Source organism: Paludibaculum fermentans (assembly GCF_051172195.1).
GTDB lineage: Bacteria > Acidobacteriota > Terriglobia > Bryobacterales > Bryobacteraceae > Paludibaculum > Paludibaculum fermentans_A.
In genome coordinates this window covers 4,838,433-4,855,199 of record NZ_JBPJAQ010000001.1, presented here as the reverse complement: position 1 = coordinate 4,855,199, position 16,767 = coordinate 4,838,433, and the positions used below count along the sequence as shown (strand labels likewise).

Here is a 16,767-nt window from a genome sequence, read left to right as displayed (position 1 = left end):
TTTTGAGTTGGTGTCTTCCTGATATTCATGTGGATTCCTTTCCTCGATCTAGTCAGGCCCGGGCGGCTGCCTCGACACCCGCTGCGGAGGAGATGGCCGCGACGATCTCATCCGCCGTCACCACCGCACTTGCGTAGTGGGGGATGTTGACCTCCAGCGCGGCGTGCATCTCTACCTCGGAGTAGTCCGCCGTCGCATCCTTCACCATCGTGACCTCGTAGCCCAATTCCGCGGCAAAACGAACGGTCGCCTCCACGCACGTATGCGCAATCAGACCCACGACGATCAACTTGTGAATGCCGTGCTTCTTGAGCAGTAGATCCAGATCCGTGCTGGCGAATCCGCTCGAACACCAATGCTCCGAAGCCACAACATCGCCCGGCTGCGGTTCGAACTCCTTGTGAAACTCACCACCCCAGGTGCCGTACTCGAATGTCCTGCGCGACCACGCCGCCTTCTGGATCGGCGCAATGTACTTCCAGTCCTCGTAGTCACCCGGACGATACCGGTGATGCATTGCGTAGAACACGCGGATTCCAGCCTGGCGCGACGCCTCCAGCACCTGCTTCATGTGAGGCACGCACTGGTTTGCTTCGGCGATGCCTTTCAGGCGATCCCACACCTTGCCGCCTTCTGAGAGGAAGTCGTTATAGGGGTCGATCACGAGAAGTCCGGTGATCGCTTTCTCATAGCTGAGTTGTGCCATGCTTCCTCCGGTCCTACTCAGCCTTCCGCAATGCATGGCGCTCGATGCTCCTGGCGAACAGCGGCGTCTCCTGGTGGTTGTGGGCCTCTGAAATGGGTCTGCGACCGGCCCGGAACACGTCCACCGGGATGCCTTGCTTTGCCAGGAAGTCCGTCAGCTCCGGCGTGAAGGAGCTCTCCACCGTGTTCGTGAACTCGCACGTCTGCTCGTCGATCTTCCGGACTGCCAGGTCCCAGATCACCCCAATCTTCGTGCGGCCCGCCGGCGTGAATACGTCTGAGTTCGAAACCAGCCGCAGATGGTCCGGTTGCCCGATCTCCTCGACATAGTGCTGCACCATCATGCTGCCCCCCAGCACCTCGACATTGATCGACATGCGCCGGCCATCCGGGGCAATTGTGGATCCGGCTGAGCAGTGAGCCGGTGAGCAGGCCTGGTACTCCGCCTCGGGCAGCGAAAAGCACCAGGTTGGAATATCCACCTTCTCAATCGGCGCATGGATCGTCGCCGAGAAACTGGATTGAACCAGAATGTTGTCTTCCATGAATTAGCCTCCTTCCACGTGTGCGGCACTGGCCCATCCGAGAGGCGAGCCTCTCGGGCCGTCCGGTCTTTCTTTGAGTCGTGGTTCACCAAGGGTGCAAATCGCCCGCCAATCGCTGGCACGCGACTTCCGACTCAAACGAAAGGACTTGTGCCCTGTTCGCGGATGGGCTCGTGTCACACGTCAAACTGCGGCCCGCTCAGTGTCGGCGGCTTGACACGACACTGATCGAATCCACCCAAACTTGTACTGGAAAAAGCGCCTCACCCCTCGAAAACGCGCGCACCGATGGTAAGGTGGTCCAAGCGCCTATGGCCGAAACGCCGCGGATCCTGCGTGTAGTTGTCGCCTCGCCAGGCGACGTACAAAAGGAACGGGACCTCGTCCCGGCTGTACTCGAGGAAATTAACCGCTCCATCTGCGTCGATCGAAACCTCCGCCTCGAAGCCGTGCGCTGGGAAACCGATGCCTATCCCGGCTTCCACGTGGATGGCCCCCAGTACCTCATCGATAGCGTCCTCAGCATCGAGGACTGCGAGCTGCTGATCGGCCTCTTCTGGAAACGCTTCGGCACCCCCGTCAACGACGCCGCCTCCGGGACCGAGCACGAGATCCGCAACGCCATCGCCGGCTGGCGCCGCCAGGGCAGGCCGCAGGTGATGGTCTACTTCAATCAGAAAGCCTACAAACCCCGCAATAAGTCAGAGGCGGACCAGTGGGGCAAGGTGCTCCAGTTTCAGGAGGAGTTCCCCAAGGAAGGGCTCTGGTGGCCCTACCTCGGGGCCGGCAAATTCGAGGCCGCCCTGCGCCGCCACCTCACCGCCTATATCCGCAGGACTTACCCTCTCGCGTCGGCCCTGCCGCCCCTCGCTCCGCCACCCACCGCCCCTGCGATTCAGAAACCGGCCATCGGCGACGCCTACTTCTCCGTACAGGCCGGCATCATCGCCGAGCGCGCGCACACCTACATCGGCGGCGAGGAAACCCTGCAGGCGTTTGAGGCCTTTCGCCAGGAACACCGCCGCGGCTACTTCGTCATCTGCGGCAGTCCCGGCCAGGGCAAGACCGCGCTCGCCTGCCGCATCATTTCCTCAGGCCATTACGCCCACCACTTCATCAACCGCATGGGCGGCCGCGACGAGCCGCGCCTCATCCTGCTCTCCCTCCTCGCCCAACTGGACCCGCCCTGCAGCGAAGCCCTCCATTCGGAATCGCTCGCCACCCTGACCAAGGCGTTCGAGGATTGTCTGCGGCGCAGCTCCGCCCAACAGGGCGGACTCGTCCTGGTCGTCGATGCCCTCGACGAACTGCCCGAAAACGCTCCCGATCCACCCTTCCTGCCCGCCGAGACCCTCCCCAACGGCGTCTTCGTCGTGCTCACTTCCAGGCCCGGCTATCTCCTCGGGCGCCTCCGGCAGCGCCTGTTTTCCCTGCCCCACGAGGTCTTCACCCTCCACCCGCTCAGCCTCGAGGTGATGCAGGCCATCATCCTGCGCAGCCGGCCCGGCACCACCGCAGCCGAGTTGGAGCGCATCGCTGAGGCCGCCCAGGGCAATCCGCTCTACCTCCAGGCCGTACTCGACCAGTTCCGCGCAAATCCTTCGTTCGACCTCACGAAGCTGCCCACCTCCATCGAGGGCTTCTATCGCGCCGCCACCCGCAGCCTCGCCGCCGGCAATACTTTGCTGAGCAGTATCCTGGGGCTGCTGTCTGTAGCCCGCAAAACGCTCTCCCTCCGGGACCTCAGCCAGATCACCGGAGCCACGCAGCGAGCCATCGACGAGACGGCCATCCGGCCCATCCTGCCCTTCCTCCTCGACGGCGAGGAGGGCTACGGCTTCTACCACGCCTCCTTCCATCAATTCGTGCGCCGCGCCCTGCTCTATGAGGATGAACTCCGCGAAGCGCACCGGCGGTTGGCCGAATGGCTGGAACAGCCCGGAAATCCGGCCAATTCCTACCGCTACCACTCCCTGGCCCACCACCTGTACGAGGCCGGAGCCCAGCAGCGGTTGGTGGAAGTGGTAGACGAGTCGTTCCTCACCAAAGCCGTGCGGCTGCTCGGTTACTCTGCCCTGGAGAGCCTGGAACTGCTCACCCGCTCGCTGCTGGAACGCCGTGATCCCGGCGTCATTGCACACTGCGTCGAACTGGTGGAGTCTCTGCGTGGCGTGATCGGCGAAGAGGCGATGGCCCACGTCGCCAACACGCTCCAGCCCTACCGCTCCGGCCCCCTCGCCTTCCGGACCCAACTGCTGGAACCGTTCATCGCCGATGCCGCCGGCCTCGACATCTACGTGGGAATCCTCCCCAAGGCGGAGGTCCCGGCGGATTTCTTCGAGGTCGTCACCCAGGAGCAACGCCTCTTTCTCGCCATTGGCGACGCTCCCAGCCTCGGCTTCAAAAGCGCCTTCGTCGCGCGCTTCATGGGCAACCTGTTCCGTCAACTGGTGCTGGAAGGCAACTGCCGCGACCTCGGCGCCGTGCTCGCTGCCATGGACGGCATGATCGCCCCCTACGCCTACTTCCGAAGAATCTCCATGCAGTGCATCGCCGTCGACCCCAAGCGGCACGTCGTCCGGTTGGCCAACGCAGGCCATCCGAATCCGGTGCACTACTCGCGCAAGCGGGGCGCGTGCGAACTTTTGCCCCTCGCCGGCAACCTGCTGAACAGCGCCACACAGCAACCTGAGCCCACTCCCTGGTTTGAGGAATATGCGGTCGAGGTCGACGACGGCGACATTCTTGTGCTCGTCTCCGACGGCCTCACGGAAGACCACGTCATGGTGGGGGAGCCCTTTGGTTACCGCTTCCTCGATCTTGTGGCCGCCAAAGCGGCAGAGGGCGCAAGGGCCGTCGGTTCGGCCATCCTGGACGCCTGGCGACGCCATCCGAGAGAAGCCGATGCCGTGGACGACGTCACGGTCGTCGCCATTCAAATCGATCTGGTCTCGGGAGGTGGCGCCCAATGAGTTGCATCATCACCAAACGCGATGTCGGCGATGTGACGATTCTGGAGTGCTCCGGCCGCCTCACTCTGGGAGAAGGCTCCGCGCTCCTGAGGGAGACCATCAAAGGCCAGGTTGAAATCGGCAGGAACCAGCTCGTTCTCCTGCTGGCCGAAATTGCCTACATGGACAGTTCGGGTGTGGGTGAACTGGTCAGCGGCTTCACAACGGTATATAACAGCGGCGGCGCATTGAAACTGCTAAGCCCGAAGAAGCGCATCGTTGATTTCCTGCAGATCACCAAGCTCTACACGGTCTTCGATGTCTATCAGGACGAAGCCGCGGCCGTGCGCTCCTTCGGCGGACCCAGCTATCCCTTCCAGTGTCCCGTTTGTCAGAATCGGGTCCTGGCGTATATCCGGAAGGGGTGCGACGAAACCAGTCACACGTGCGGCCGGTGCGATGGGGCGTTCACACTGTCGGATATTGACCCGGTGGCCGGCCGCGCCGCAGTCCGCGCGTTGAGTGTTCCAAGCTATGCGCGGGAAACTCTAACCCTGCGTTGCGGAGCGCCCTTTGAACTGATCTTCCTCGGCCGCCTGACGCTCTTCTCTTCCCGGGCTCTGAAAAAACTCTGGGCTGTGGTGCCTGGCCCCAGGCGCCTGTTGGTCGATATGTCGGGCATGACGGAATGCGACGACGCGGGCCGCGATGCGCTGCTGTCTCTGCTCTCCGGCGCAGGCTCCCCAGCCAAGGTGGCCGTTTCGCTGAACGGCTTGCCCAACGGAGTCCGCGCTGGCTTCCCTACTCAGCCACCCTTCTTTGAAGACCGCGATGTCGCCCTCAATTGGCTGGGCAACGTGTCGGACACGCCCCAACTCTCCATCGCGCTCCTGAAGTATTGACGGTTATCTCAGTTCCGGCCGGCAAGCGGTCCCCATGGCGGGACCAGACGCAGAAATTCCGCCCGAATATCTACGCCTGATCCCGCGAGACGCCCTTGCGCGCCTCTGTCCGCACGGTGAGAGGTGACGCCAGCCTGAAATTGACTAACGTCTCCGGTGGCAGTCGCACCTGTTTACGGCCCGTAAAGGCCGCACCCACTGTGCCTGCCGCCGCCCCGGCGCCGGCTCCGATCAGCGCTCCACCGCCGCCCGCGGCGAGCCCTCCGATCAATGCTCCGGCGCCGGATCCTCCTCCGATCATGGCCCAGTTCCTTTTCTTGTGGCCTCCGCTATAGCGCGTGGCCGGATTGGATGTCACGCTATACGTCCGGCCGTTCCAATCCACGTTGGTGAGTGACAATGACAGGACCGCATTGCCCTTGAAACGACCGGAAGACGCGCTGCGCCGAATGGTGCCGGTGACGTTCGCACCCGTAGGGATGACCGTCTCCTGGTTCACCACAACCGGCGCAACCAGCACTCCCGTGAACCGGTCTCCCGGCCGGTTCCGGTCCGTCGTGATTGCGTGATTCAGCCGCACCGCCAAGTGAGTGCCCGGTTGGATCGTCACCAGCGTGAATTGGCGAGCGGTGGCAGGTTCCGCCGGAACCGCCGCTGCCGCTTCCACAGTCGAACCCCCAGGCTCACAGCCCGTCAACAGCGCTGCTGCGGCTACCGTCACGCAGGCGATCAGCGTTTTGCGTTGCATCACGGGAAAGCAAATGCATGCACCGTGCCACACTGCTCGATTCGCCTGTTTGCATCAGCTTGCGCCCAGGTGCCCGCTGGATTCCGGTAAGTCTTACCAGTGAACGGATCCGCCCAGCCGGGAATAATTCGCCAATTCACTCGTCTTCCGATCAGATGCACGACTTGGTGATTCAAACAGAGGGACTCACCCGCCGCTTCGGCGACCGGATTGCCGTGAACAGCCTGAGCTTGCAGGTGCCCGCGGGGTCAGTGTTCGGTTTCCTGGGACCGAATGGCGCCGGCAAGACTACGACTATTCGCCTCCTCCTCGGCTTGCTGCGGGCTCATTCGGGCGAAGTCCGCATCTTCGGCGAATCGTCCACCAGCCAGCGCCTCTCCGTCCTGAAGCGCATCGGCGCCCTGGTCGAGGCGCCTTCCCTCTATCCACATCTCACGGGCATCGAGAATCTGCGTCACACCTGCCTTCTAAAACAGGTGGCGTCCACCGATATCCCTCGCGTCCTGCGCGTGGTGGACCTCGCCAGTGACGGCGGGCGCCTCGTCAAAACCTACTCGCTGGGGATGAAGCAGCGGTTGGCACTCGCCATGGCCCTTCTGGGACAACCGGAGCTGGTCATCCTCGATGAACCCACGAACGGACTCGACCCCGCCGGCATCCAGGAGATGCGCCACCTGCTGCGCGACATGCCCGTCTCCCACGGGATCTCGGTCTTCCTGTCCAGCCACCTGCTGGGTGAAGTGGATCAGATCGCTTCCCACATCGGCATCATTGCCGCCGGAAAGCTGCAGTTCCAGGGCTCCCCGGAAGAGCTCCGGGCCCGCCGCCAGGGCTCTCTACGCATTGGCCTCGATCGCCCCGAAATCGCCGCCGAACTCCTCCGGCAACAAGGCTGGCCCGCCGTCGCACGCGAAAGATCCAGCGTCGAATTGCCGGCCCTCGACCAGGATTCCGTAGTCCGGATCAACCGCTTCCTTGTCGAGCGCGGCTTCGCCGTCTACCTCATCACCGGCCACCAACCCACCCTCGAAGAGATGTTCCTCGACTTGACCCAGCCAGCGTGACGCCCATGACGATCTTCCTCAGAACCTTCGCAGCCGAACTCCTGAAACTGCGCCGCACCCTCGCCTTCTGGCTGGTCTTCCTGGCCCCCGGCCTGATCCTGTTGCTGGAATTCCTCATGTTTCACGAACGGGTCGACTTCTTCGCGAAGAAGCAACAACCGCTCTGGGATATCCTGCACCGCAATTCGTTCAGCCTCTGGGGCGTCCTCATGCTGCCGTTGTATGTGACGCTGCAGACGGCGCTGCTGGCCGGCCTGGAACACACCGAGGACCGCTGGCGCAGCCTGCTCGCCATGCCCGTGCCCCGCTGGGCCATCTATTGGTCCAAACTCATCATCCCGTGCCTTATGGTGGTCGTCAGCTCGCTGATCCTCACGGCCGGCGCCCTGCTCAATGGAATCGTGCTGAGATGGCTGGAACCCCGCCTGCTATTCCCCGACCCGGTTCCGTGGCAGTTGTTCCTGCACGACGCCTGGCTGACCATCGCCGCCTCGCTGCTGGTCGTGACCATCCATCACTTCCTCAGTTTGCGGCTGCGCAGCTTCGCCGCCGCTTCGGGCGTCGGGATCTGCGCCACCGTCATCAGCTTCATGCTGGTGAATTCAGAGAAGTATGGCCGGCTCTGGCCGTGGTGCCTGCCCGCTCGCCTGCTGGTGACAAAACCGGGCATCACTGAGGACGTGCTGGTGTATTCGGTCGTAGGGTCCGTGCTCGTGACCCTGGCCGGCACCTGGGAATTCTCGCGCCGCGAAATCCGCTAGCTGGCCAGCATCCGTTCCCGCAGTTGCAGGTAGCTGCGCACCGCCACATCCAGGGAAGGCATCGGCTCAATCCCCAGCGACTCCATTTTGGCGTTGGAGAGCGGCGAGAACTTCGGCCGGCGGGCCGGCGTACGGTACTCGCGTTCCGTCGTAGGCTTCAGTTCGGGCTGCAGGCCAGCCTCGCGGAAGATCAGTTCCGCATAGTGATACCACGAGATGGGTGCGCCGCCGCCGCAGTGAATCACTCCGTCGATGCCCTTCGCCACCATATCCGCCGTCCTCGACGCCAGTGCCGGGGCATACGTGGGGCTCGCCACGTGATCCTCCACCACCCGGATCGTCTTCCCTTCCCTGGCCATGCGGAGCATCAGCTCGATGAAATTGCCGCGCGCCGTCCGCAAGCCCCCCGGACCAAATACGCCGGAGGTGCGGATCACCAACGGATTCGCCAGATACGCCTGCGCGTAAAGTTCACCCGCCAGTTTGGAAACCGCATAAGCGCCCAGGGGATGCGTCGCGTCGGTCTCCACATACGGCCTATCCGATGTGCCGTCAAACACATAGTCGGTGGAAAAGTGGACCAGTTGGGCGCCGCACTGGCGGCTGGCCAGCGCCAGGTTGCGGACCGCCAGGCCGTTGGCCTGGAAGGCGGCGTACGGCTCGTTCTCGGCTACGTCCACCATATTATAGGCGGCCGCATTGATCACGATCTCCGGATCCACCGAGGCTACCGCCTCTTCTACCGCCGGCGCGGAAGTGATGTCGACATGACTGCGTTCCCACCCCGTGACCTTCGCGCCGCGCTCGCTGAATTCACGCATGAGCTCCACGCCGAGCTGGCCGGCGCAACCGAAAATGGCTACCTTCTTCTGCATCTCAGAGGTAATATAGCGCGATTCCCCTATGGAGGAGGGCCGTTCGAGCCGATAGGACAATCACAGGAAACGACGATGCCGAAGCGCGGGATGCCAGGCAAACTTGAGATCTTCGTTACATTTTCTGTGCACCCCGGGGAGAACAGGCACTTTCTGGAGAACGCGTTGCAACTTTGATACACTTTGCTTACGTCTGAGTCAATGGAGAAGATCCCAATGCGAACCCTGATTCAAACAGGATTCCGGCGAAGCCGTCGGGCTAACCGCGTAGGCCTTGCATTGCTCTTGGCTCTCAGCGCCGCGCTTTTGATCTCGGTTCTGGCCGGGATTCGAAGCCTCGGGTCGAGCTGACTGTTTCCGCCAGGAGCGACTGCATCAACCAGTGCAGGTCGTTCAGCGCGTGTACTGCGTGCTCCAGGGTGAGCCCCGCCTGATAACCGCCATCTACCTGGCGGCAATACGCAACCTCTCCCAGGTAGAGACAATCCTCCAAGACGAGCTTCACACACGCACCCATCGGCAGCTTCCTGTCGAGCAGGACTCGGGCTCCATTGCCGGAAAGGTCCAGTACCTCCGCGGCTATATTCAGGTCAGCTTCTCCCAGGACGGTTAGCGTTGTCCTGAGTTCCACAGGTACACGAGTCGACTGGCGGCGTTCCATGCCTGCCATATCGGTACAAGAGATCCGGCTATGAGGGAATCGAGGCGCGAGCGCGCGGGAGAAAGAAATGGTCCGGAGCGATGCTCGGGATGACCGAAGGTCATCACCTATCCGCACCGCCAAAGTGTGGGCAACTGGCGGTTTCGGCAAGACGCAAGCGCCTTGGCTCGCCCCGGACTAATTGTGCAGGCGCATTAGCCTAGTAGGCTAAGTATCGGCGATATACCTCATAGAAGTACTCCCCCCAAATGGGGGGGTGCGGCTGGTATTTCAGGGGGGAAACAGGCCACAAAGATCCTGCTTGCCCGGTGGGCTGCAAATCGCCCCTCACGCGTGCATAATGAAGGCGATGGTGGTCCCGGCGGCAATGTCGAACCAGGCGCGCATCTCATACCCCTCCGGCAACTTGGAGGTCTCGCTCCCTTCCCGCAAGAACTGGTTCGTCCTGATCTTCCTCGGGATCTGGATGGTCGGCTGGGCCGTGGGCGAGGTGGGCGTCCTGGGCTTACTATTGAGCGGGATCGTCCGGGGACCCGCGCCGCCCATCATCCTGGCCTGGCTGCTGATGTGGACCGTCGGAGGCATGCTGGCCCTCGCGTTCCTGCTGTGGGGCCTGATTGGCCGCGAGGTGGTGACCATCCGCGATAACGCCCTCATCATCCGCCGCCAGATTGGCCGGTTTGGCTTCAATAGTCGTTTTGAACTCGCCAAGGTGCGCAACCTGCGCGGGGCTGCCTGGATTATGGATGCCGGCGGGGTCATCGGCTCGCTGGGACGGTTCAGCGGAGCCGGCACCATCGTCTTTGATTGCAGCGGGTTCACCCACCGTTTCGGCGCGGGCCTGGCGCCGGAGGAAGCGGCCCGGGTGGTGGAAGTACTAGCACCGCACTGCGTCTGGCGGTGAGGTCAACGAACGGTGGCCAGCAGCCACAACGCAAAGCCGATCGCCCCGCAGACGGCGATCTCGACGGCCAGCCGCACGGAATAGGCTCGCTTCACCACCGGTTTGGCCGCGATCTCCTGCTGCTTCGCCTGCTCGCGCTCCTCGATGATCCTGCGCAGGTAGTCGCGCCCGGCTTCGTCGGCGATGACCACAGTCTGGCAGTCCTTGCTGTCCAACGCACGCACGCACCGCGCGCGCAGGACGGCAGGCATGTCGTCCAACGTGTCGAATACTTCCGTACCTTCCCGTGTGGATGTCAGCACAACGGAGAGGTGCCACGTCCTGGGTTCGCCGGCTTCCTTCATTGCTGTACCTGGTCGCTATCTATCTAATATCATCGGGGACCGCCGGGCGCTACCCCCGCAAACTGAGAAGCCTCGGGATGCGGGACATTCGCGCGGTTCATGACGGTCTGGATGAATCCTAAACCAGCTTTCGACAGAGCCTTGTCTTTTCTGTAGACCAGGCCCAGCCGCCGCATCACCGGGTCGGGCGCCAGCGAGATCGCTTTGAACTGCCCGGCCACCACACCTTCCTGGAAGTGCGACGCGGCCATGAACGATAAACCCATGCCAGCCAGCACGAAACGCTTGATCATCTCAGTGGAGTCCAGCTCCATCGAGATCTGGATCAGGTCTTCCACCGGCTCCAGCCACTGGTTCATTTTGCTGCGCGTGGCGCCGCCCTTCGGCAGCAATAGAGGATAAGGCACCAAGTCCTGGCAGTTGACCGCAGGCAGGCCGGCCAGCGGATGATCCGCCGGAATCAGCAGCTTGATCTCATCCGTATAGACCTGCAGCACCTGCAGCTTCTTGTCCTGGACCGGCAGCTGTGCGAAGCCAAAGTCGGCCAGGTTGTCCAGCACCGCCTCGGTCACATGGCCGCCGTAGCTGCGGTCGACCAGCAGTTGTACGTTGGGGAAGCGCTTCTTGTACTCGGAGAACACGTTCGGAAGCACGTAGATACAGGTGGCTTCGTTGGCGGCGATTACGAGTTCGCCGCGCGGCACGCGCTCCAGTTCGTTGATCGAGTTCTGCGCCCTGCGGCGCAGGTCGAGAATCTGCTCAGCATAGTCGCAAAAGATACGCCCGGCCGCTGTGAGTTGAATGCGCGTACCCAGCCGCTCGAAGAGCGAAGTGTTCAGCTCCTGCTCGAGTTGGCGGATTTGTGCACTGATTGCCGGCTGCGTCCGGAAACACGTCTGCGCAGCCTTGGAAAAACTCTTCAGGCGGACAATCTCCAGGAACGTGTGGAGTTGATCTAGATCCATTCGGGGGCTCGTCTGAAGGGCGCCTGCAAGTTGGTTCGCAACTTGCAGGGGTGATCATACCATATTACCATCGGGATCAGGATGTTTATATCGGCCTCCTCCTTGCCTGCGGCCGTTTGCACGTCCAAAGCAGCCGCGCAAACTACTGAAAAGGATCAGGTTGAGTGGCGCCCCAGATGACCTTTCCTGTCGCCCGGCGGCTGCTTTTCCTCCTCTTCGCAGTCGCTGGCGCCTGCGCCGCGCTGACTCCAGAGGACGTACTGGTCCTGGGCAACCGCAACTCGCCGCTCTCCCGCTCCATCACCGAGTATTATGCCCGCCAGCGCGGGATCCCCGCGGACCATGTACTGCTGCTGAGCATGCCCGTGAAGGAGGAGATCACCCGGGCCGAATTTGACGCCCAGATCGCCCGGCCGCTGGCTTCGTTCCTGCGTCGACGCAACTGGGTCGACCGCATCCTGGCCATTGTCACCACCAGCGATGTTCCGCTCAAGATCGACGGCACCCTGGGTCCCAAAGCCCTTGCCGCCTCGGTCGATTCGGAACTGGCCGCGCTCTATGCCGACCTCACCGGAGCGCCGCACCCCCTGCCGGGGCCGCTGCCCAATCCCTTCTTCGGTATCGATCGGCCCATGTCTCACCCGGAGTATCCGCTCTACCTGGTCACCCGCCTGACCGGATACACCTTCCAGGACGTCAAGTCGATCATTGACCGCGCGCTGGCCGCGCGGAATCGCGGCATTGTCGTGCTCGACCAGCGGGAGCCTGGCGTGGAAACCGGCGACAACTGGCTGTACCGCGCCGCCCACCGCCTGCCGAAAGAGCGGGTCCTCCACGAGGAGACGGCCAAGGTGGTGTATGGCGCGCAGTTCGTCATCGGCTATGCCAGTTGGGGGTCGAACGACCGCAGTCGCCGCGAGCGCAGCGTGAAGTTCCAGTACCTGCCCGGTGCAATCGTCACCGAGTTTGTGTCCACCGACGGACGGACCTTCCTGGAGCCGCCTTCCTCGTGGGTACCCGGCGGATCGTGGAGGGTCCCGGTCGACCTCTTCGCCGACTCGCCCCAGACCATGTCGGCCGACTTCCTTAGGCAGGGCGCCACCGGCGTCTCCGGCCACGTCTACGAACCCTACCTGCAGCAGACTCCGCGGCCCGAGGTCCTCTTCCCCGCCTATCTCTCCGGCAAGAGCCTGGCCGAGAGCTTCTGGTCATCGATCCCTTCCCTCAGTTGGATGAACATCGTGGTCGGCGACCCGCTGTGCCGCCTGGCCCCGTAGCCAGAGCGGGGTATCCTGGCAGAATATGACGCGAAACGTGGCCGTGCTGGCCGGCTCCACCGGACTCACCGGCAGGTACCTGCGGGAAGTGCTGGACGAAGACGCCTATTATGACGAGGTTCAAGCGTTGACCCGGCAGGATGGCCTGGACACCCTGGAGGCCAGCCAGTTGCCCGGGGCGACGCATCTGTTCTGCTGCCTGGGTACCACCATCAAGGCCGCCGGCAGCCAGGCAGCCTTCCGCCAGGTTGATTTCGACTTTGTCGTGCGCTTTGCCAGGGCCGGCAAAGAAGCAGGCGCGCGGCGCATGATGGTGGTTTCCAGCGTCGGCGCCGATGCACGGTCGGGCACGTTCTATTTGAGGGTGAAGGGCGAAATGGAAGAGGCGCTGAGCGGGATGGGCTTCGAGTCGTTGCACATCTTCCGGCCCAGCGTCCTGCAGGGTCACCGGGCGCAGGCCAGGACCGGCGAAGGCTGGAGCATCCGCTTCCTGCGGGCCGTCGAATGGGCGATGGCGGGTGGCTTGCGCAAGTACCGGCCGATGCCGGTGGGTGTCCTGGCTTCGGCCATGGCGGTCGCCGGGGAACGCGGAGCCACGGGCCGGCACGTTTATGATTTTGACGGGATCTACGGCCTGGCGGGGGGCACTATTTCCTGAAGAGCCGGGACCAGAAGCCGGGTTTGTTGCCTTTGCGCTCCGGAGGAAATTCAGACAGGTCGAGCGCCTCGCCGCGGATCACGGCAGCCGGATGCTCAATGAAGAGCAGTTCCGCCAGGCGTGGTGAGTAGTGCTCGCAGATCCACTGGAACGCCACATCCAGCCGTGGCGGGCGCCCGCGCAGGTCGTGCGCATCGGAGGCGATGAAGTGGACCAGACCGAGGTCCAGCAGTTGCCTGGCGAACTCCTCGGCCTTTTTGCCGAACAGGCCCAGTAGCGACTGCCCGGTCACCTGCATAAAGCGGCCCTGCGAAACCCACTCCTGCACCAGTTCCAGGCGTTGGCGCAGCAGGGGATTCCGTTCCGGATGGGTCAGTATGATCTTCATCCCGGCCTCCTCCAACTGGCTCCAAAGAGTGCCGGTATTGGGGAAGATGGTGAGGTCGGAGAGCTCCATTAAGAGGTAGCCCTTCTGATTGATGGTGTACTTCAGGGGCTCGCGGAGGGCGGCTTCGATGTTGTCGAACATCAAGTGGAAGTCGCAGCCGCGCACCAGTTGGATGCCCGGGCCGGCCAGGGTCCGTGCTTCGGCCAGCAGTTCATCGACGCGGGCCGCGTCGTAGGTGTACTGCGTATCGGCGTGGGGCGAGGCGACCAGCACAGTGGTGCCATGCGCCCTGGCCATCTGGATCATTTCGACGGTCTCTTCCATCGATTTCGAACCATCGTCAATGCCCGGTAGAACGTGGGAGTGAATATCAACCATGCAGCGAGTTCTTCCATTGTAGGGGATGCGGCGCGGCGGTCAGCAGGACAAAAAGTCCTGCCTGCTCAACGGTACTGGACAATCTGTCCTATCCACCCGCAGATGTCCTAAAGTGAATGCCCCACCGAGTCGATACAAAACAGATGAAACAAAGCGGGTACCCCGCCTGACCTGCCCGGTGTTCCAGTTGGCCGCTCTCTTGCATACAAATACTACTTACTCAACTCCGGCACCTCCCTTCCACGAATGACGAAAAAGGCAAAGGTCTACCAATCTCTGATTCTGCTGCTTGGATTGGCTTTGGCCGTCCGGCAGAGCCTGATTTCGCCAGGCGGCAATGACCGGTTGTTCCTGTCCTACTTCGCTCTCACGATTGTCACTTCGTTGATGCGGCTTGGCGTGCCGACGGCCGCCGGCACAATCTCTATCGGGTTCATCTTCATTCTGGCGAGCCTGGCCCAGCTCAGCATGGGCCAGACCATCACCATCGGCATCACCGGCACCATCATTCACTACCTGCGGGATACGAAAGCGCGCATCAACTGGCTGTCGCTGTCGTTCCAGACCGCGGTGGTGGTGTTGGGGATCGAGGCCGCCCATCTTGCCTTCGATCGCATCATGCAGTTGCTGCCCAACAGCGGCGTGGCGGCTGCCCTGCCCCTGGCAGGCACAATCCTGTTCCTGGTTACCGCTTTCCCGCTGGCCGCCACCACCGCCATGAAAGAGGGCGAACTGTTGCGGCGCGTCTGGCATAACCGCTTTCTGTGGTCGCTGCCTTACTATCTCGCCGGTGCGGCTCTCGCCGGGCTGCTGACGGCCGTGGTGCAGCTGCCCCTGTGGCAGACCGCGGTGATCATCGTGCCGCTGCTGCTGCTGGTGTACCGCGCCTATGGCCTGCAGATTGACTCGCTGGCCCGTGAACGGCTGCATGCCGAGGAACTGGCCACATTGCAGCTGAGCATGGTGGAAGCGCTGGCGCTGGCCGTGGAATCGAAGGAGCTCAGCGCGGTCGATCACCTGCATCGCATGGCGACTTACGCGGTGACACTCGGACGGGCCGTCGGCCTGCGGGAGCCGGAGTTGCGTGCCCTGCGCACGGCGGCAGTCCTGCACGACATCGGCCAGGTGGCGGTACCGGACCACATCATCATGAAACCGGGCCGATTGACGCCGGAAGAGTACGAACGCCTGAAAGTGCATCCCGACGTGGGCGGCGACATCATCGAACGCGCCAACTTCCCCTATGCGGTCGCCCCCATTGTCCGCGCGCACCACGAGCGCTGGGACGGCAACGGTTATCCGCAGGGCTTGAAGGGCGACCAGATTCCGCTGGAGGCCCGCGTCCTGGCGGCAGTGGACACCTTTGTGGCGCTGTGTTCCGATCGGCATCACCGCAGGGCGCTGCCGGTGGAAAAGGCGATGGCCATTGTGCGGCAGGAGTCGGGCCGGGGGCTGGATCCAACGGTCGTGACGGCCCTGGAGCAGATCTATCTCGACCTGAGCGATGAAGCGAAGGCGGTTCCGGTCGTACCCCCACGAATTGTGAAGGGGAAGGACGGAAGAGCGGAGCTGGAGCCCGCCGAAGAGACACCGCGATTCCTGGCGACGATCGCCGCGGCGCGCCAAGAGGAGCAATCCCTGCTGGAATTCACGCAGATCCTGGGCAGTTCCCTGAATCTGCACGAGACGCTCTCGGCGATTTCCCGGCGCTTCCGCAAGCAGATCCCGTTCGATACGCTGGTGCTGTATCTGTGCAAGGACAAGCAGTTGGAAGCCTCGTTCATTGACGGCGAGAACTTCTCGCTCTTCAATGGCCTCAGCATGAGTACCGGCGAAGGCCTGAGCGGAGGCGTGGCGGAACGGCGCAAGCCGCTGCTGAATGGAGACCCGGCGTCGGAACCCATCTCCGGGCGATCGCCGGAGAAGGCGGCGCGACTGCGGTCCGCCCTGTCGGTGCCCCTGGAAGGCCCGCAGGGAGTCGTAGGCGTGCTCACGTTCTATGCCGAGAAACGCGAGGCGTTCTCGCAGCCTCAACTGGGCCTGCTGCTGGCCCTGACTCCGAAACTCTCAGTGACTGTCGAGAACTCGCTGCGTTTCCGCGCGGCCGAAAACCAGGCGTCCTTCGACTTCCTCACCGGACTGCCGAACGCCGGGTCGCTGTTCCTGCATCTGCAGAACGAACTCTCGCGTTCGGCCCGCAACACCTCCACGTTGGCTGTGCTGGTCTGCGACCTGGACGGCTTCAAGCAGGTGAACGACCGCTTTGGGCACCTCACCGGCAACAAACTGCTGCAGGGTGTGGCCGCGGGCTTCAAGGAATCGTGCCGCGAATACGACTTCGTGGCCCGTCTGGGCGGCGATGAGTTTGTCATCGTGCTGCCCGGCGCCACGGATGAGGCGGTAAAGACCCGCCGCAAGCGGTTCTCGGAAATGGTGGAGAAGGTCGCCTTCGACCTGTGCATGGAACGGGTAGCCTCGCTCAGCGTGGGCGTCGCCTTCTATCCGAAGGACGGCCGCTCAGCGGAGGAGTTGCTGGCAAAGGCCGATGAGCTGATGTACCAGGACAAGACCGTACGCAAGGCGCTGCGGGCCGGCATGGTGAGCGAGACCGCACACTCCTGGCTGAATAGTACGGAATAGT

Annotated in this window: 16 protein-coding genes; 8 read left to right on the top strand and 8 right to left on the bottom strand. The window is 62.9% G+C overall.

Annotated features, from left to right (window positions below; genetic code table 11):
* Positions 1-52: 52 nt before the first annotated feature.
* Entirely contained in the window at positions 53-706 is a 654-nt protein-coding gene (locus ACR9Y2_RS19605) for an isochorismatase family cysteine hydrolase (protein WP_435043296.1), read from the bottom strand.
* A gap of 13 nt (positions 707-719) precedes the next feature.
* Positions 720-1,250 carry a hypothetical protein gene (locus ACR9Y2_RS19600; protein ID WP_435043295.1) on the bottom strand — a complete coding sequence of 177 codons (531 nt, stop codon included), beginning with the start codon at positions 1,248-1,250 and terminating at the stop codon, positions 720-722.
* A 311-nt stretch (positions 1,251-1,561) separates the two neighbouring features.
* Between ACR9Y2_RS19600 and ACR9Y2_RS19595 the strand changes: the two genes are divergently transcribed.
* Positions 1,562-4,222 carry a SpoIIE family protein phosphatase gene (locus tag ACR9Y2_RS19595; RefSeq protein WP_435043294.1) on the top strand — a complete coding sequence of 887 codons (2,661 nt, stop codon included), beginning with the start codon at positions 1,562-1,564 and terminating at the stop codon, positions 4,220-4,222.
* Positions 4,219-5,103: an STAS domain-containing protein gene (locus ACR9Y2_RS19590; protein ID WP_435043293.1), complete on the top strand. Its 885-nt coding sequence runs from the start codon at positions 4,219-4,221 to the stop codon at positions 5,101-5,103. Before ACR9Y2_RS19595 ends, ACR9Y2_RS19590 begins: the two co-directional genes overlap by 4 nt.
* A 70-nt stretch (positions 5,104-5,173) precedes the next feature.
* On the opposite strand, the gene ACR9Y2_RS19585 is transcribed toward ACR9Y2_RS19590, so the two are convergent.
* Complete coding sequence (locus ACR9Y2_RS19585) at positions 5,174-5,854, bottom strand: hypothetical protein (protein WP_435043292.1); 681 nt, start codon at positions 5,852-5,854, stop codon at positions 5,174-5,176.
* Between the two features lie 164 nt (positions 5,855-6,018).
* Between ACR9Y2_RS19585 and ACR9Y2_RS19580 the strand changes: the two genes are divergently transcribed.
* Positions 6,019-6,915 (top strand): ATP-binding cassette domain-containing protein, encoded by an 897-nt coding sequence (locus ACR9Y2_RS19580; protein ID WP_435043291.1) that lies wholly within the window; start codon positions 6,019-6,021, stop codon positions 6,913-6,915.
* 5 nt (positions 6,916-6,920) lie between these two features.
* Complete coding sequence (locus tag ACR9Y2_RS19575; protein WP_435043289.1) at positions 6,921-7,676, top strand: ABC transporter permease; 756 nt, start codon at positions 6,921-6,923, stop codon at positions 7,674-7,676.
* On the opposite strand, the gene rfbD is transcribed toward ACR9Y2_RS19575, so the two are convergent.
* Positions 7,673-8,551, bottom strand: a complete 879-nt coding sequence (rfbD, locus tag ACR9Y2_RS19570; protein WP_435043288.1) for a dTDP-4-dehydrorhamnose reductase — start codon at positions 8,549-8,551, stop codon at positions 7,673-7,675. The two genes, ACR9Y2_RS19575 and rfbD, sit on opposite strands and share 4 nt — an antisense overlap.
* A 292-nt stretch (positions 8,552-8,843) precedes the next feature.
* Positions 8,844-9,212, bottom strand: a complete 369-nt coding sequence (locus tag ACR9Y2_RS19565) for a PilZ domain-containing protein (protein ID WP_435043287.1) — start codon at positions 9,210-9,212, stop codon at positions 8,844-8,846.
* Between the two features lie 340 nt (positions 9,213-9,552).
* Between ACR9Y2_RS19565 and ACR9Y2_RS19560 the strand changes: the two genes are divergently transcribed.
* Positions 9,553-10,116, top strand: coding sequence for a hypothetical protein (locus ACR9Y2_RS19560; RefSeq protein ID WP_435043285.1), 564 nt, complete (start codon positions 9,553-9,555; stop codon positions 10,114-10,116).
* Between the two features lie 2 nt (positions 10,117-10,118).
* On the opposite strand, the gene ACR9Y2_RS19555 is transcribed toward ACR9Y2_RS19560, so the two are convergent.
* Positions 10,119-10,460 carry a hypothetical protein gene (locus ACR9Y2_RS19555; protein ID WP_435043283.1) on the bottom strand — a complete coding sequence of 114 codons (342 nt, stop codon included), beginning with the start codon at positions 10,458-10,460 and terminating at the stop codon, positions 10,119-10,121.
* Between the two features lie 29 nt (positions 10,461-10,489).
* Entirely contained in the window at positions 10,490-11,425 is a 936-nt protein-coding gene (locus ACR9Y2_RS19550) for a LysR family transcriptional regulator (protein ID WP_435043281.1), read from the bottom strand.
* Between the two features lie 176 nt (positions 11,426-11,601).
* Here ACR9Y2_RS19550 and ACR9Y2_RS19545 point away from each other — a divergent pair, with 176 nt between their 5' ends.
* Positions 11,602-12,702, top strand: a complete 1,101-nt coding sequence (locus tag ACR9Y2_RS19545; RefSeq protein ID WP_435043280.1) for a TIGR03790 family protein — start codon at positions 11,602-11,604, stop codon at positions 12,700-12,702.
* A gap of 25 nt (positions 12,703-12,727) precedes the next feature.
* Positions 12,728-13,360: an oxidoreductase gene (locus ACR9Y2_RS19540; protein ID WP_435043279.1), complete on the top strand. Its 633-nt coding sequence runs from the start codon at positions 12,728-12,730 to the stop codon at positions 13,358-13,360.
* Here the strand turns inward: ACR9Y2_RS19540 and ACR9Y2_RS19535 are convergent.
* Positions 13,350-14,126, bottom strand: a complete 777-nt coding sequence (locus ACR9Y2_RS19535; RefSeq protein ID WP_435043278.1) for a tyrosine-protein phosphatase — start codon at positions 14,124-14,126, stop codon at positions 13,350-13,352. The genes ACR9Y2_RS19540 and ACR9Y2_RS19535 overlap by 11 nt on opposite strands.
* A 246-nt stretch (positions 14,127-14,372) precedes the next feature.
* On the opposite strand from ACR9Y2_RS19535, the gene ACR9Y2_RS19530 reads away from it, so the two are divergent.
* On the top strand, positions 14,373-16,766 hold the full coding sequence (locus ACR9Y2_RS19530) for a diguanylate cyclase domain-containing protein (protein ID WP_435043277.1): 2,394 nt from the start codon (positions 14,373-14,375) through the stop codon (positions 16,764-16,766).
* Position 16,767 lies beyond the last annotated feature (1 nt).

Coding starts and splice junctions, on each gene's coding strand:
- ACR9Y2_RS19595 (WP_435043294.1), top strand. CDS start 1,562: ATGGCCGAAACGCCGCGGATCCTGCGTGTAGTTGTCGCCTCGCCAGGC.
- ACR9Y2_RS19560 (WP_435043285.1), top strand. CDS start 9,553: ATGAAGGCGATGGTGGTCCCGGCGGCAATGTCGAACCAGGCGCGCATC.
- ACR9Y2_RS19540 (WP_435043279.1), top strand. CDS start 12,728: ATGACGCGAAACGTGGCCGTGCTGGCCGGCTCCACCGGACTCACCGGC.
- ACR9Y2_RS19600 (WP_435043295.1), bottom strand. CDS start 1,250: ATGGAAGACAACATTCTGGTTCAATCCAGTTTCTCGGCGACGATCCAT.
- ACR9Y2_RS19535 (WP_435043278.1), bottom strand. CDS start 14,126: ATGGTTGATATTCACTCCCACGTTCTACCGGGCATTGACGATGGTTCG.
- ACR9Y2_RS19575 (WP_435043289.1), top strand. CDS start 6,921: ATGACGATCTTCCTCAGAACCTTCGCAGCCGAACTCCTGAAACTGCGC.
- ACR9Y2_RS19530 (WP_435043277.1), top strand. CDS start 14,373: ATGACGAAAAAGGCAAAGGTCTACCAATCTCTGATTCTGCTGCTTGGA.
- ACR9Y2_RS19545 (WP_435043280.1), top strand. CDS start 11,602: ATGACCTTTCCTGTCGCCCGGCGGCTGCTTTTCCTCCTCTTCGCAGTC.
- ACR9Y2_RS19555 (WP_435043283.1), bottom strand. CDS start 10,460: ATGAAGGAAGCCGGCGAACCCAGGACGTGGCACCTCTCCGTTGTGCTG.
- rfbD (WP_435043288.1), bottom strand. CDS start 8,551: ATGCAGAAGAAGGTAGCCATTTTCGGTTGCGCCGGCCAGCTCGGCGTG.
- ACR9Y2_RS19590 (WP_435043293.1), top strand. CDS start 4,219: ATGAGTTGCATCATCACCAAACGCGATGTCGGCGATGTGACGATTCTG.
- ACR9Y2_RS19550 (WP_435043281.1), bottom strand. CDS start 11,425: ATGGATCTAGATCAACTCCACACGTTCCTGGAGATTGTCCGCCTGAAG.
- ACR9Y2_RS19565 (WP_435043287.1), bottom strand. CDS start 9,212: ATGGAACGCCGCCAGTCGACTCGTGTACCTGTGGAACTCAGGACAACG.
- ACR9Y2_RS19605 (WP_435043296.1), bottom strand. CDS start 706: ATGGCACAACTCAGCTATGAGAAAGCGATCACCGGACTTCTCGTGATC.